Genomic DNA, 11554 nt, shown 5'->3' with positions numbered 1-11554 from the left:
CGCGCTCTACGCCGACGACACCGGTGCCGGCGCCGGTGCCGCGGACGCCACCGGTGCGGGCGCCTGCGGGCGCTCCACCACGGGCGGCGCCTGCACCTGGGGGGCCTGGACCGGAACGGCCGGCTGCGCCGCGACGGAACTGGGCGTGGCCACCAGGGCCGAGTACTCGCGCACCAGCCGCCCTTGCCCCCAGTCGACCTCGATCAGGAAGGTCAGCATGGGTTCGGTCACCGGCCGCGTCGTGGTCACGCGGATGACCGGGCGCCCCTGGGCGTCGGCCGACGTGGCGAAGCGCAGGTCCGCGACGGCACCGATCGGCGGTTCCAGCCCGATCCGCGTGAACGTCTCGGGCGAGGCCAGCGCGGCGCGCAGGGCCTGCAGTTCCGCCGGGTCGCTGCTGATGACCGGGATCTCGGCCACCAGCGGCTCGCCGGGCCCGGACAGCACGCGGATCTGGCCGAGCCCGAGCGCGGACGCGCTGGCACTCGCCAGCATCAGCGCCAGCGCGCAGGCGGATCGCATCAATGGCCCTGCAGGCATGTCCGGTCCCCTCGTTCCGGCGTGACTCTAGCCGCCGCGCGCCGGCGGCGGCAATGCGTCATTCCCCGATGACCAGTTCGGCGAGCTGCACCGCGTTCAGCGCCGCACCCTTGCGGATGTTGTCGGCGACCACCCAGAGCGCAAGGCCGCGCGGATGCGAGATGTCCTCGCGGATGCGGCCGACGTAGACCGGATCCTGGCCCGATGCATGCGTCACGGGGGTCGGATAGCCGCCCGGAGCGCGCTCGTCCACGACCTCGACGCCTGGCGCCGACGCGAGCAGTTCGCGTGCGCGCGCGGCGCTGATCTTCTCCCGCGTCTCGATGTGCACGGCCTCGGAATGGCCATAGAAGACCGGCACCCGCACCACGGTCGCGTTCACCTGGATCGAGTCGTCGCCGAGGATCTTGCGCGTCTCCGAGACCAGCTTCATCTCCTCGGTGGTGTAGCCGTTCTCGAGGAAATCGCCGCCGTGCGGGATCACGTTGAAGGCGATCTGCACCGGATAGACCTCCGGCTGCGGATCCTGGAAGTTCAGCATGCGGGCAGTCTGCCGGCCCAGTTCCTCGAGCGCACGGCGTCCGGTGCCCGACACCGACTGGTAGGTCGCGACGTTGATGCGCTCGATGCCCGCCTCGCGGTGGATCGGCGCGAGCGCGGCCAGCATCTGCATGGTCGAGCAGTTCGGATTGGCGATGATCCCGCGCGGGCGGTTGCGTGCCGCGTCGGGATTGACCTCGGACACGACCAGCGGGACGTCGTCGTCGTAACGGAAGGCGGAGGAGTTGTCGATCACCACCGCGCCCGCGGCCGCGAACTTCGGCGCGTACTCCTTCGACACGCTGCCGCCTGCCGAGAACAGGGCGATGTCGACACCCGCCGGATCGAACGTGGCGAGGTCCTGCACCACGTACTGGCGACCGGCGAAATCGACCTTGCCGCCGGCCGAGCGCTCGCTGGCCAGGACGTGCAGCTCGCCGACGGGGAAGGCGCGCTCGGCAAGGATCTTGAGCATGGTCTCGCCCACCGCTCCGGTGGCACCGACGACCGCGACAGTGACGTTCTTCTTCATGGGAATTCCAGTTGACCGCGCCGCAGGTCGCGGCGGCGGATTGCGCAATGATGGGGGCGGCGCGCCGCGGAATGAAGCGGCCGCGCGGATCGGGGCTCGGCGGCGCAGCCGGGCGCGCAGGACGCGCGTGGGGCGGCTGGCCGCTACCGTTTCCCGACGTCGCCACACTGCGCGCGGTGGCGCAGCGCCTGGTCCATCAGCACGAGGGCGACCATCGCCTCGCAGATCGGCGTCGCGCGGATGCCCACGCAGGGGTCGTGGCGGCCGGTGGTGACCACCTCGACCGCACCGCCATGGACGTCCACCGACCCCACCGGCAGGCGCAGGCTCGAAGTCGGCTTGAAGGCCACCGATACCCGCAGGGCCTGCCCGGTGCTGATGCCGCCCAGCACGCCGCCGGCGTGGTTGGAGGCGAACGCCGGACGCCCGTCGCGCCCCGGCGCCATCGCATCGCGATGTTCGCTGCCCCGCTGCGCGACGCTCGCGAAGCCGTCGCCGATCTCCACGCCCTTGACCGCATTGATGGACATCAGCGCTGCCGCGAGTTCGGCATCGAGCTTGCCGTACACCGGCTCGCCCCAGCCCGGCGGCAGGCCGTCGGCGATCACATCGACCCGCGCGCCGACGGAATCGCCGGACTTGCGCAGCGCGTCCATGCGCGCCTCCAGCTCCGCCACCTGCGCGGCATCGGGCCAGAAGAACGGGTTGGACTCGACCACGCCCCAGTCGGGCGTGTCGATGCCCGAGGCCGGGCGCAGCTCGCCTAGCTGGGAGAGAAAACCCCGTACCCGGACGCCGTGGCGCGTGGCCAGCCACTTCTTCGCGATCACCCCGGCCGCCACGCGCATGGTCGTCTCGCGCGCGCTGGACCGGCCGCCGCCACGCGGGTCGCGGATGCCGTACTTGGCCTGGTAGGTGTAGTCGGCATGGCCCGGCCGGAACTGCGCGGCGATGGCCGCGTAGTCCTTGCTGCGCGCGTCGGTGTTGCGGATCAGCAGCGCGATCGGCGTGCCGGTGGTGACGCCCTCGTACACGCCGCTCAGGATCTCGACCTCGTCCGCCTCGCGCCGCTGCGAGGTGTGCCGGCTGCGCCCGGTCGCACGGCGCTCGAGGTCCTGGCGGAAGTCGTCGGGGGCCAGTGCGACGCCGGGCGGGCAGCCGTCGACCACACAGCCGATCGCGGGACCGTGGCTTTCGCCGAAGGTCGTCACGCGCAGCAGGTGGCCGAAGGAGTTCATGCCGTCAGCGCGCGGGCTCGCGGGCGTCGGCCAGCTCGCGGATGCGCGCGTGGTGCGCGACCAGGTCCGCGCGCTCGACGACGAAGATGCCCATCTGCCCGACCTTGAACTCGACCCACGCCAGGTGCAGCTCGGGCAGCAGCGCGGTCAGCGCGCGCTCCGCCTCGCCGACCTCGCAGATCAGCAGGCCGTCCTCGGTCAGGTGCTCCGGCGCGTCGCGCAGGATGCGCAAGGCGAGGTCGAGGCCGTCGAAGCCCGCGCGCAGGCCCAGTTCCGGTTCGTGCGAGTACTCCGGCGGCAGCGCATCGGTCTCGGCATGCGTGACGTAGGGCGGATTGGTGACGACCAGGTCGAACACCTGGCCCTTCAGCGCCGAGAACAGGTCGGACTTCACGAACTCGACGTTGTGCGCCTGCAGGCGCTCACGGTTCTCGTTGGCGAGTGCGAGCGCGTCGTCGGAAATGTCGACGCCCACCACCTCCCAGTTCGGCTGGTAATGGCCCATCGCGATGGCGATGCAGCCCGAGCCGGTGCACAGGTCCGCGGCGCGCTGCACGTAGCGGTCGCCCAGCCAGGGCTGGAAGCCGGCGGTGATCAGCTCGGCGATGGGCGAGCGCGGCACCAGCGCGCGCCGGTCGCTCTTGAAGCTCAGGCCGGCGAACCAGGCCTCGCCGGTGAGGTAGGCGGCGGGCACGCGCTCCTCGATGCGGCGGCTAAACAGCGCCATCACGCGCTCGATCTCCGCCTCGGTCAGGCGCGAGGCGCCGTAGACGGGGCTGAGGTCGTGCGGCATGTGCACTGCGTGCAGCACGAGCTGGGTGGCCTCGTCGAGCGCGTTGTCGTAGCTGTGGCCGAACGTCAGGCCGGCCTCGTTGAACAGGCTGCCGCCGTAGCGGATGAGATCGATGATCGAGACCTGCTGGAAGGTCGGGAGGCCTGCGGTCATGACGGCGGCTTGCGGGGGCGGCCGGCGATTATAGCGGCGCCGCCGGTATCATCCGGCGCCACCGCGCGCAACGCCGGAGTTCCACGCATGTTCAACCGCACCACCCTGCTCGTCCTGGCTGCCGCGCTCGCCGCGGGGCTGGGCCTGTTGGCGGCACGCTTCGTGTTCAGGCCCGACCCCGCGCCGGCGCAGCCGGCCACGAAGGCGGTGCGCCTGTTCTCGCCGGCCCGCGAGCTGCCCGCCTTCGCGCTGCGCCAGTCCGATGGCACCCAGCTCGTGCCCGGCGAGCTCAAGGGCCACTGGACACTCGTCTTCCTGGGCTTTACCCACTGCCCGGATGTCTGCCCGACCACGCTGGCGGAGCTGTCGCGCGCGCAGAAGCAGTGGGAAGCGCTGCCCGAACCGGTGCGCCCGCGGGTGCTGTTCGTTTCCGTGGACCCCGAGCGCGACACGCCCGACCGCATCGGCGAATACGCCCACACCTTCCATCGCGACACCTTGGCCGCGACGGCCGACATCCCGGCACTGGAGCGCTTCACGCGCTCGCTGAGCCTGGTCTTCGCCAAGGTGCGCCCCGAGGGCATGCCCGAAGGCCAGTACACCATCGACCACAGCGCGACCCTGGCGGTGCTCGACCCGCAGGGGCGCATGGCCGGCATCGTGCAGCCTCCGCTGGATGTTCCGGGCATCGCGGCCGATCTCGTGGCCCTGACGGAGACCGCGCGATGAGCCTCGTCACCCGCCTGACCTATGCGCTGCCGCACCGCTGGCTGTCGTCGATCGCGCGTTCGCTGGCCTACTCCAGGCATCCGCGGGTGAGCCGCTGGCTGATCGACACGGTGACGGAGAAGTTCGGCGTCGACCTCGAGGAGGCCGCCGAGGCCGACCCGCGTGCCTACCCCACGTTCAATGCGTTCTTCACCCGCGCGCTCAGGCCCGGCGCACGCCAGCCGGACCCGGACCCGCGCGCGCTGTTGATGCCGGCCGACGGCCGCATCAGCCAGTGCGGGCCGATCCGCGCCGGCGAGATCTTCCAGGCCAAGGGCCGCTCCTTCACCGCGGCCGAGCTGTTGGCCAGCGAGGACGACGCGCGTGCCTTCGACGATGGCCTGTTCGCGACCGTCTACCTCTCGCCCAAGGACTACCACCGCGTCCACATGCCCTGGACGGGCCGCCTGCTGCGCACGGTGCACGTGCCGGGCCGGCTGTTCAGCGTAGGCCCCAATGCCGTGCGGCTGGTGCCGCGCCTGTTCGCGCGCAACGAGCGGCTGGTCTGCCACTTCGAGACCGACTTCGGGCCGATGGCCGTCGTGATGGTGGGCGCGCTGCTGGTCTCGGGCGTGGAGACGGTATGGGGTGGCGTCGAGATCCCGCAGTACGGCGACCGGGTGCTGGAGAAACGCTACGATGGCGCGGGCATCGAGTTGAAGCGCTTCGAGGAGATGGCGCGGTTCAACTACGGCTCGACGGTCATCGTCCTGCTGCCGCCGGGCGTGGCGGAACTGGCGCCGGGGCTGGGCGAGGAGGTGGCTGTCCGGCTGGGGCAGCGCCTCGCCACGCTGAGCCGTTAGGGCGTACCGACGGGCGGGCGGGCCGCCCTGCCCGCGGGGCGTAGCATGAGCCATTCCTCGACACAGGGATCTGTCATGCGCCTCCTCCCCGCACTCCTTCTCTCCTGCATGGCCGCGGCCGTCCACGCCCAAGGCCCCGTGCGCATCGTCACACCCGCCGCGCCCGCGGCGCAGCCCGCGACCACGCAGGCCGACCCGGGCGCCGCCGGGATCATCGTGCAGGGGGGCCTGCAGCCCGGCTGCGACGATACCGGCGACGCCCCCGAGCGTCGCGGCGCGCTGGCGATCGGCCCCAAGCAGGACGACCCGCGCAGCCCCGCCGGCGCGGCCGCCCGGCCGGGCGACGACAACGATCCCAAGGCCCGCGGGGGCGCGCTGGCGATCGGGCCGAAGCAGGACGATCCGGCCCGGCCCGGCCGCGGCATGCGCAATGGCCTTCAGGACGGAAACGCGGGCGGCGTCCGCGGCCCGGGCGTGCTGGCGATCGGCCCGAAGCAGGACGACCCGCGCAGCCCGGCCGGCACGGCCGCGCGCCCCGGCGACGACACCGATCCCAAGGCGCGTTGCGCGCCCCGGCTGCGCTGAGGTCCAGCCGCGGCCTCAGCCGCGGCAGCCCTCGAGCCGGAGCGTCTGCCCGGGACGGATCACCTTCCCGTCATCGAGCTGGTTCGCACGTGCCAGCTCGGTCACGCGGCAGTCGAACTTGCGCGCGATCGACGTGAGCGTCTCGCCGGCCTGCACGCGGTAATCGCGTTGCACGGCCCGGGGCGCCGGGCGCACCGCCGCGTTCGGCGGCCGGCCGGCCGTGACAGCGTCCTCCGCCGCGGCCCCCGCCTCGACCGGCGCGGCGGCCGGCGCCGGCAACCCCGCCGGAGGAACCGGCAGCAGCCCGCTGGCGCGGACGATCGCGCGCGAGGGATCGCTCATCACCAGCATCCGCGCCAGCTCGGCCCGTGCACCGCCCGTGCACCAGCGGTTGTAGAGACCGACGATGCGGGTGGTCGCCTGCAGCGTGGTGCCGGCAGGCAGCACCTGGTCGGCCTCGTAACGCGGGTTGAGGTTGCGCAGCGCGCGCATGTAGCCGTCGCGCGTGCCGCTGTTGCCCAGGCAGATCGTGAGCTGGTAGATCGAGCTCGGCTGCGCCAGGCGCAAGGCCGTGGGCCTGGCGTCCACCTTTGGCCAGGTGATGCCGTATTCCTTCGGGTGCAGGAACAGCCAGGCCGCGGCGATCACCATCGGCACGTAGTCGCGCGTCTCGGCCGGGAACTGGTTGTAGACCGACTCGTCCCAGAAGCTGCGCCCGCCGCTCTCGCGGTAGACGCGCCCGGCGCGGCCTTCGCCGCCGTTGTAGCCGGCCAGCGCGAGTTCGATGTTGCGGTTGAGCTCGCGCATGCGCTCGTTCAGGTACTCGGCGCTGGCCATCGCGGCGGCGCGCGGGTCGTAGCGGGTGTCGAAGCCCGAGCCGTCGTTGCCCAGCCCGAAGCGCCGCCCCGTAGCCGGCATGAACTGGAGGGGCCCCGCCGCGCCAGCGCGCGAGGTGGCATGCACGCGGCCGTTGGATTCCTTGGCCAGGATGCCGAACAGCAGCGCCTCGGGCAGGCCCGCGCGCTCGAACTGCGGCCACATCAGGTGCCGCATCGTCTGGTAGTTCTCGTAGCTGTTCATCAGCGGCCCGCGCATGTCGGTGAGCCAGCGACGGATGCCCTGCTGCACGGCGGGGTTGAACTCGACCATGCGGTCGAAGCGGTGGTCCTCCGACAGGAGCGCCGCGGCGCGCGCGGCTTCCGGCACGTCGGCAGCGATCCCGGCGTGCGCGGCGTGGCCGTCGCCTGCGTCGTCCTCGTCGTCCTCCGTCTCGCCGTCCAGGCCCTGCTTGAGCAGGCGCTTGATCGGCGTGACCATGGAAACCACCTGGCAGCCGCGCTGGCGCGCGCAGTCGGCGATCACGTCCTCCATGTCCTCCAGCGCCTCGTCGGCCTCGTGGCGCGCCGCGGGATCGGCGTTGCGGAAGGCCGACACCGCGCGTGCATAGCGCTCCTCGGCCGCCTTCATGCGTGCACCGAGGGCGTCGACCGCCGCCTGGTCGCGCTTGGACAGCGCCGCGGCGGAAAGGGGAACGAGGGCGAGCGCGCCGGCCACGGCGAGCGCAAGCGGCCGTGCAGGAAAGGAGGCGAGATTCATCGGCGTCACGGAACGGCGAGGGAGGCCGGAGCGTAGCCCTCGCCGCTTCGTCGCGGCAAGGAAGGCCTCACGCTTTCGGAGGCTCCGCGCCGGCGTGGTTAGAATCCGGTCACCTTTCCGGTGATGCGCGATGATCCCGTCGATCCTGCTCGGCAAGACCGCCACGCCCGACCGACGCGCCGTCGAGCTCGCCGCGCGGATGGGCAACCGCCATGGACTGGTCGCCGGCGCGACCGGCACGGGGAAGACCGTCACGCTGATGACGCTCGCCGAGGGGTTCTCCCGCATCGGCGTTCCGGTGTTCATCGCCGACGTGAAGGGCGACGTCGCCGGCCTGTCGATGCCGGGTACGCCGACGGAGAAGCTGCAGGCGCGGATCCGCGCACTGGGCATCGACGATCACTCGCCGGCAGCCAGCCCTGTCGTGTTCTGGGATCTGTTCGGCACGTCCGGCCATCCGGTACGCGCGACGGCGTCGGACATCGGTCCGCTCCTGCTCGCGCGCATGCTCGAGCTCAACGAGACGCAGACGGGCGTTCTCGAGGTCGCGTTCCGCATGGCCGACGAGCAGGGCCTGCTGCTGGTCGATCTCGAAGACCTGCGTGCGGTGCTCGCCCGCGTGGCGGAGCAGCGCAAGGAAGTGTCGGCGCGATACGGGCTCGTGAGCGCACAGTCGATCGCCGCTATCCAGCGCGCGCTGCTTCGGCTGGAATCCGAGGGCGGCCATCACTTCTTCGGCGAACCCGCGCTGGAGATCGGCGACCTGATGCGCACCGCGCCGGACGGGCGTGGCCTCATCGGCATCCTCGCGGCCGAGAACCTGGTGCTCAAGCCGCGGCTGTATTCCACCTTCCTGCTCTGGCTGCTGTCCGAACTCTTCGAGCAGTTGCCGGAGGTGGGCGACCCCGACCGGCCCAGGCTCGTCTTTGTCTTCGACGAGGCCCATCTTCTGTTCGACGACGCGCCGCCCGCGCTGCGCCAGCGCGTGGAGCAGGTCGTGCGCCTGATCCGCTCCAAGGGCGTGGGCGTCTACTTCTGCTCGCAGTTTCCCGATGACGTGCCCGGCGAGATCCTCGGCCAGCTGGGCAACCGCGTGCAGCACGCCCTGCGCGCGTTCACCCCGCGCGACCAGAAGGCCGTGCGCGTGGCCGCCGAGACCTTCGTGCCGAATCCTTCGCTGGACGTCGAATCCCTGCTGCCGCGCCTGGCGATCGGCGAAGCCCTGGTGTCCACGCTTTCGGCCGACGGCGTACCCTCGCCCGTCGAACACACGGTGATCGCACCTCCGCGCTGCCGGATGGGTCCGGTGACGCCGGCCGAGCGCCACGACGTGCTCGCAGGCAGCCCGCTGCATGGGCGCTACGACCAGCCGCTCGATCGCGAGTCCGCGGCCGAAGCCCTCGCTCGGCGCGCGTCGCCACCTGCGGACACGCCTGCGCCTGGCCCGGCCCCGCGCCGTGGCGGACGCGAGGGCCTTGTGGAAACGATGGCCCGGCAGGCTGCGCGCACCGTGGGCAGCCAGATCGGCCGACAGATCGTTCGCGGCTTGCTCGGCAGCCTGCTGGGCGGACGCCGCTGACTTCCATGGAGAACCCGATGACCCGTCTCACCCTGCTCGCCCTTCCCCTGTTCCTGTGCATCGCCTGCTCGCGCGAGGAACCCGCATCGGCACCGGAGCCCTCCCCGGCGCCCGCCGCCGCGGAAACGCAGCCGTCGCCGGCCCCTGCCCCGGTCGCGCCTGCCGCTGCGCCCGCCCCGGCGAACCCCGCGGCCGAGTTCGATACCGGCGCTTTCGCCGGCACGTTCACGGGCGGCGGCCTGCGGCTGGAGTTGCATGCCGATGGCAGCTACGGCCTGGAGGGGCCGGAGGGGGTCAGCCAGGGCAGCTGGACGCACGAAGCGGCGACGGGCTCCATCCGCCTCGACCCCGGCAGCAAGACGGCGCAGGACCGCGTCTTCCGCATGAGCGGCACGGACACGCTGGCCGACGGCTCGACCACGCTGACCCGCCAGGCCACGCCCTGACCCCATGGGCCGCTGGCGACCGCCTCCCGAGCGCAGCACCGCGCTCATCACCCGCGCGGGCTTCGAACGGCTCAAGGCCGAGCTGGACGATCTCTGGCGCGTCAAGCGTCCCGAGATCGTCCGCGCCCTCGCCGCGGCGGCGGCCGAGGGCGACCGGTCGGAGAACGCGGAGTACACCTACCGCAAGAAGCAGCTCGGCGAGCTCGACCGGCGCGTGCGCTATCTCAGCAAGCGCGTTCCGTCGCTGAAGGTGGTCGAGGACGTGCCAGCCGACCGCGAGGCGGTGTTCTTCGGCGCGACGGTCGAACTGGAGGATGTGGCCAGCGGCGAGGTCACGCGCTACCGGCTGGTCGGCCCGGACGAGGCCGACCCCGCGCGCGGGGACATCTCGATCGACTCGCCACTCGCCCGGGCGCTGCTGAAGAAGCGCATCGACGACGAGGTCGACGTGCAGTTGCCCGCCGGCCCGCGTCGCGTCGCGATCGTCGACGTGGCCTACGCCTGATCGAGCACCGGAAGCGCCGCGCGGCCAGCCGGCGCGGGCTGAGGTGGCAGCGCCTCCCCGTAGAGGTCGTGCTCGTCGCTGCCCATGATCTCGACCTCGACGAACTGCCCCGGGCGCAGGCCCATCTGCGCGCCGTTCTGGATCTGCACGAGGCCGTCGATCTCCGGCGCGTCGGCCTTCGAGCGTGCGATGGCGAGCTCGCCGTCGACCGCATCGACCAGGCAGGTCTGCACCGTGCCCACCTTGGCCTCCAGCCGCGCCGCCGAGATCTCGGCCTGGCGTTCCATGAAGCGCGCCAGGCGCTCCTGCTTCACCTCGTCGGGCACCGGGTCCGGCAATGCGTTCGCCGCGGCGCCTTCCACCGGCGAGTATGCGAACGCGCCCACGCGGTCGAGCTGCGCTTCGTCGAGGAAGTCCAGCAGATCCTCGAACTCCTGCTCGGTCTCGCCCGGGAAGCCCACGATGAACGTGCTGCGGACGGTGAGGTCCGGGCACATGCGCCGCCAGTTCTGCACGCGCTCGAGCGTCTTCTCCACCGCGCCCGGGCGCTTCATCAGGCGCAGTACGCGGGGGCTGGCATGCTGGAACGGGATGTCGAGGTAAGGCAGCACCTTGCCTTCGGCCATCAGCGGGATCACGTCGTCCACGTGCGGATACGGATAGACGTAGTGCAGGCGCGACCACACGCCCAGCTGCGACAGCCCCTCGCACAATGACTTCATGCGCGTCTCGTAGGCGCGCCCGCGCCATTCGCGCGGTGCGTAGCGCAGGTCGACGCCGTAGGCGCTCGTGTCCTGCGAGACGACGAGCAGCTCGCGCACGCCGCCCATGACCAGCTTCTCCGCCTCGCGCAGCACCTCGTCGACCGGTCGCGAGGCCAGGTCGCCGCGCATCGAGGGGATGATGCAGAAGCTGCAACGGTGGTTGCAGCCTTCGGAGATCTTCAGGTACGCGTAGTGCCTGGGCGTGAGCTTGATGCCCACGTCGTCCTGCGCTGCGGGCAACAGGTCGAGGAACGGATCGCGGCTGGGCGGCACCGCGGCGTGCACGGCCGACATCACGCTCGCGTAGTCCTGCGGGCCGGTGATCGCCAGCACGTCCGGATGCGCCTCGCGGATCACGTCCGCGCGCTTGCCCAGGCAGCCGGTGACGATCACCTTTCCGTTCTCGGCCATCGCCTCCCCGATCGCGTCGAGCGACTCGGTCACGGCGGCGTCGATGAAGCCGCAGGTATTGACCACGACGACGTCGGCGTCGTCGTAGGTCTGCACGAGGTCATAGCCCTCCACGCGCAGCTGCGTGAGGATGCGTTCGGAGTCGACGAGGGCCTTCGGGCAGCCGAGGCTGACGAAGCCGACGCGTGGATTGCGCGGCGCGGAGATGTTGGGCATGGCGTGGTGACGGGCTGGGCCGGAAGCGGCCGGGCGGCTGCGGCGGGGCCTGCAGCGAGGCGCGCAGTATACCGGCGGCCCCGCC

General features: G+C 71.8%; 12 protein-coding genes. 6 read left to right on the top strand and 6 right to left on the bottom strand.

Annotation, left to right across the window (positions count from 1 at the left end; all coding sequences use genetic code 11):
* Positions 1–6 precede the first annotated feature (6 nt).
* From EYQ95_RS16730 to prmB, 4 genes are all read right to left on the bottom strand, one after another.
* A complete protein-coding gene (locus EYQ95_RS16730; protein ID WP_132328377.1) occupies positions 7–540 on the bottom strand; it encodes a FimV family protein in 534 nt (177 codons plus the stop codon).
* A gap of 58 nt (positions 541–598) precedes the next feature.
* Positions 599–1612 (bottom strand): aspartate-semialdehyde dehydrogenase, encoded by a 1014-nt coding sequence (locus EYQ95_RS16725; RefSeq protein WP_132328375.1) that lies wholly within the window; start codon positions 1610–1612, stop codon positions 599–601.
* A 143-nt stretch (positions 1613–1755) separates the two neighbouring features.
* Positions 1756–2850, bottom strand: coding sequence for a chorismate synthase (gene aroC, locus EYQ95_RS16720; RefSeq protein ID WP_132328373.1), 1095 nt, complete (start codon positions 2848–2850; stop codon positions 1756–1758).
* A gap of 4 nt (positions 2851–2854) precedes the next feature.
* Entirely contained in the window at positions 2855–3796 is a 942-nt protein-coding gene (gene prmB / locus EYQ95_RS16715) for a 50S ribosomal protein L3 N(5)-glutamine methyltransferase (protein ID WP_132328371.1), read from the bottom strand.
* Between the two features lie 87 nt (positions 3797–3883).
* Between prmB and EYQ95_RS16710 the strand changes: the two genes are divergently transcribed.
* The 3 genes from EYQ95_RS16710 to EYQ95_RS16700 all read left to right on the top strand — a co-directional run bounded on the left by EYQ95_RS16710 (position 3884) and on the right by EYQ95_RS16700 (position 5952).
* Positions 3884–4525, top strand: a complete 642-nt coding sequence (locus EYQ95_RS16710) for an SCO family protein (protein ID WP_132328369.1) — start codon at positions 3884–3886, stop codon at positions 4523–4525.
* Complete coding sequence (gene asd / locus EYQ95_RS16705; protein ID WP_132328367.1) at positions 4522–5367, top strand: archaetidylserine decarboxylase; 846 nt, start codon at positions 4522–4524, stop codon at positions 5365–5367. Before EYQ95_RS16710 ends, asd begins: the two co-directional genes overlap by 4 nt.
* A gap of 75 nt (positions 5368–5442) precedes the next feature.
* Positions 5443–5952 (top strand): hypothetical protein, encoded by a 510-nt coding sequence (locus EYQ95_RS16700; RefSeq protein ID WP_132328365.1) that lies wholly within the window; start codon positions 5443–5445, stop codon positions 5950–5952.
* 15 nt (positions 5953–5967) lie between these two features.
* On the opposite strand, the gene EYQ95_RS16695 is transcribed toward EYQ95_RS16700, so the two are convergent.
* On the bottom strand, positions 5968–7548 hold the full coding sequence (locus EYQ95_RS16695; protein ID WP_132328363.1) for a transglycosylase SLT domain-containing protein: 1581 nt from the start codon (positions 7546–7548) through the stop codon (positions 5968–5970).
* Between the two features lie 133 nt (positions 7549–7681).
* Here EYQ95_RS16695 and EYQ95_RS16690 point away from each other — a divergent pair, with 133 nt between their 5' ends.
* Genes EYQ95_RS16690 through greB form a run of 3 tightly spaced genes read left to right on the top strand, consistent with a single transcriptional unit; the run spans position 7682 to position 10078 of the window.
* The gene (locus tag EYQ95_RS16690; RefSeq protein ID WP_165924764.1) at positions 7682–9127 is read left to right on the top strand and encodes a helicase HerA-like domain-containing protein; all 1446 of its coding nucleotides are present in this window, start codon (positions 7682–7684) and stop codon (positions 9125–9127) included.
* A gap of 17 nt (positions 9128–9144) precedes the next feature.
* Complete coding sequence (locus tag EYQ95_RS16685; protein ID WP_132328359.1) at positions 9145–9573, top strand: hypothetical protein; 429 nt, start codon at positions 9145–9147, stop codon at positions 9571–9573.
* A 4-nt stretch (positions 9574–9577) separates the two neighbouring features.
* Positions 9578–10078: a transcription elongation factor GreB gene (gene greB / locus EYQ95_RS16680; protein ID WP_132328357.1), complete on the top strand. Its 501-nt coding sequence runs from the start codon at positions 9578–9580 to the stop codon at positions 10076–10078.
* Here the strand turns inward: greB and rimO are convergent.
* Complete coding sequence (rimO, locus tag EYQ95_RS16675; protein ID WP_132328355.1) at positions 10069–11469, bottom strand: 30S ribosomal protein S12 methylthiotransferase RimO; 1401 nt, start codon at positions 11467–11469, stop codon at positions 10069–10071. The genes greB and rimO overlap by 10 nt on opposite strands.
* Between the last annotated feature and the right edge of the window lie 85 nt (positions 11470–11554).

This window comes from Lysobacter sp. N42, assembly GCF_004344885.1.
This window is presented reverse-complemented; position numbering and strand designations above follow the sequence as displayed.

Bases quoted from the DNA above. Each gene is read 5' to 3' on its own strand.
- EYQ95_RS16730 (WP_132328377.1), bottom strand. From the start codon at position 540: ATGCCTGCAGGGCCATTGATGCGATCCGCCTGCGCGCTGGCGCTGATG.
- EYQ95_RS16725 (WP_132328375.1), bottom strand. From the start codon at position 1,612: ATGAAGAAGAACGTCACTGTCGCGGTCGTCGGTGCCACCGGAGCGGTG.
- aroC (WP_132328373.1), bottom strand. From the start codon at position 2,850: ATGAACTCCTTCGGCCACCTGCTGCGCGTGACGACCTTCGGCGAAAGC.
- prmB (WP_132328371.1), bottom strand. From the start codon at position 3,796: ATGACCGCAGGCCTCCCGACCTTCCAGCAGGTCTCGATCATCGATCTC.
- EYQ95_RS16710 (WP_132328369.1), top strand. From the start codon at position 3,884: ATGTTCAACCGCACCACCCTGCTCGTCCTGGCTGCCGCGCTCGCCGCG.
- asd (WP_132328367.1), top strand. From the start codon at position 4,522: ATGAGCCTCGTCACCCGCCTGACCTATGCGCTGCCGCACCGCTGGCTG.
- EYQ95_RS16700 (WP_132328365.1), top strand. From the start codon at position 5,443: ATGCGCCTCCTCCCCGCACTCCTTCTCTCCTGCATGGCCGCGGCCGTC.
- EYQ95_RS16695 (WP_132328363.1), bottom strand. From the start codon at position 7,548: ATGAATCTCGCCTCCTTTCCTGCACGGCCGCTTGCGCTCGCCGTGGCC.
- EYQ95_RS16685 (WP_132328359.1), top strand. From the start codon at position 9,145: ATGACCCGTCTCACCCTGCTCGCCCTTCCCCTGTTCCTGTGCATCGCC.
- greB (WP_132328357.1), top strand. From the start codon at position 9,578: ATGGGCCGCTGGCGACCGCCTCCCGAGCGCAGCACCGCGCTCATCACC.
- rimO (WP_132328355.1), bottom strand. From the start codon at position 11,469: ATGCCCAACATCTCCGCGCCGCGCAATCCACGCGTCGGCTTCGTCAGC.